We start from the raw sequence: 2,226 nt of genomic DNA, 5'->3' as shown, positions 1-2,226 counted from the left end.
GGCCGCCGCCTCCCACGGGAGGCAGCGGCCCTCGCTGCTGTGCCAGACCTGACGGCCGGTCGGCCGAGTCGGCCTAGATGTCGAAGTACAGCTCGAACTCGTGCGGGTGCGGACGAAGCTGGATCGGGGCGATCTCGTTCGTGCGCTTGTAGTCGATCCACGTCTCGATCAGGTCGGGGGTGAAGACACCGCCGGCCAGGAGGTACTCGTGGTCCGCCTCCAGGGCGTCCAGGACCGCCGGGAGAGAGGTCGGGACCTGGGCGACGCCCGCGTGCTCCTCGGGGGCGAGCTCGTAGAGGTCCTTGTCGATCGGCTCCGGCGGCTCGATCTTGTTCTTGACGCCGTCGAGGCCGGCCATCAGGAGCGCCGAGAACGCCAGGTACGGGTTCGAGGACGGGTCCGGCGCGCGGAACTCGACGCGCTTGGCCTTCGGGTTCGAGCCCGTGATCGGGATACGCATGGCGGCCGAGCGGTTGCGCTGCGAGTAGACCATGTTGACGGGGGCCTCGAAGCCCGGGACCAGGCGGTGGTACGAGTTCACCGTCGGGTTCGTGAAGGCGAGCAGCGAGGGGGCGTGCTTGAGGATGCCGCCGATGTAGTAGCGGGCGGTGTCCGAGAGACCGGCGTAGCCCTGCTCGTCGTAGAACAGCGGGTCGCCGTTGGCCCACAGCGACTGGTGGACGTGCATGCCCGAGCCGTTGTCACCGAAGATCGGCTTCGGCATGAAGGTCGCGGTCTTCTCGTTGCGCCAGGCGACGTTCTTCACGATGTACTTGAAGAGCATCAGGTCGTCGGCCGCGGCGAGCAGCGTGTTGAACTTGTAGTTGATCTCCGCCTGTCCTGCCGTGCCGACCTCGTGGTGCTGGCGCTCGACCTGGAGGCCGTTCTTGTCCAGCTCCAGGGAGATCTCGGCACGCAGGTCGGCGAAGTGGTCCACCGGCGGGGCCGGGAAGTAGCCGCCCTTGTAGCGGACCTTGTAGCCGCGGTTGTTCTCGACCGCACCGGTGTTCCAGGCGCCGGCCTCGGAGTCGATGTGGTAGAAGCTCTCGTTCGCCGACGTCTGGAAGCGGACGTTGTCGAAGACGTAGAACTCGGCCTCGGGACCGAAGTACGCGGTGTCCGCGATGCCGGTCGACGCGAGGTAGGCCTCGGCCTTCTTGGCGATGTTGCGCGGGTCACGGCTGTACTGCTCGCCCGTGATCGGGTCGTGGATGAAGAAGTTGATGTTGATGGTCTTGTCGCGGCGGAAGGGATCGACCCGGGCGGTCGACAGGTCCGCGCGCAGCGCCATGTCGGACTCGTGGATGGCCTGGAAGCCGCGGATCGACGATCCGTCGAACGCCAGCTCCTCGTTCGGGTCGAACGCCGCTGCCGGGATCGTGAAGTGCTGCATCACTCCGGGCAGGTCGCAGAACCGGACATCTACGAACTTCACGTCCTCGTCCGCGATGAACTTCTTTGCGTCGTCGGCGTTCTGGAACATCCAACTCCTCCTACTCCCGACCCCCAGGCGGGGACGGGGTTGCAGCTCGTGGTGCGGCCAGTGCGGTGGCACACGCTGGGACCCGACCATAGGGACGGGGGATTTCTCAAGCATGACCCATTTGTTTCGCCGAAGTTAACCGCGGCGGGTTCGGGCCAGGTGTCATTCGCCCTACCCCGACCGTCCTCGTACGAAAACGGGCGCAGTACCTTGGACGGGTGGACAACAGGCAAGTAATCGGATCGTGGCTGTCCGGCCCTCGTGCGGCGGCAGAGGACGCGGGCGTCGACTTCGGATACCGGGGAGAGCAGCTCGGTCTGCCGAAGGACGGGCCGGGCTCGATCGCGAGGCCCGGACGGCGCATGGGCGCCCTCGCCGTGGACTGGGCCCTGTGCATGCTCATCGCATACGGCCTGTTCGCTCGCGGTGACATGCAGGCGATGGGCAACTGGGCGCTCGGCATCTTCTTCGTCATGTCCGTCCTGACGGTCGGCACGGTCGGCTGCACTCCCGGCAAGGCCCTCTTCCGGCTGCGCGTCGTCGCCGAGGGCGGCGGCCGCCTCGGCATCGTCCGGGTCCTCCTGCGCAGCGTGCTGCTCTGCGTGGGCATCCCGGCCCTGATCTGGGACCGCGACGGCCGCGGCCTGCACGAGCGCCTCGCCCGCGCCGTCCAGGTGCGGATCTGACCTCGCGGAGAACCCACGCCCGTACGGCGAAGGCCCCGGAACCGATCGGTTCCGGGG

The 2,226-nt window shown here is 67.4% G+C and carries 2 protein-coding genes; one reads left to right on the top strand and one right to left on the bottom strand.

What is annotated here, in order from left to right:
* Positions 1 to 73: 73 nt before the first annotated feature.
* Positions 74 to 1,483 (bottom strand): type I glutamate--ammonia ligase, encoded by a 1,410-nt coding sequence (gene glnA / locus ACWFR3_RS46740; protein ID WP_361045716.1) that lies wholly within the window; start codon positions 1,481 to 1,483, stop codon positions 74 to 76.
* Between the two features lie 218 nt (positions 1,484 to 1,701).
* Between glnA and ACWFR3_RS46735 the strand changes: the two genes are divergently transcribed.
* The gene (locus ACWFR3_RS46735; protein ID WP_453740808.1) at positions 1,702 to 2,169 is read left to right on the top strand and encodes an RDD family protein; all 468 of its coding nucleotides are present in this window, start codon (positions 1,702 to 1,704) and stop codon (positions 2,167 to 2,169) included.
* Positions 2,170 to 2,226: the final 57 nt, after the last annotated feature.

The sequence above is a fragment of the Streptomyces sp. NPDC055189 genome (genome assembly GCF_053606765.1).
The sequence above is the reverse complement of the archived record's forward strand: the minus strand, read 5'-3'. Positions and strand labels throughout refer to the sequence as shown.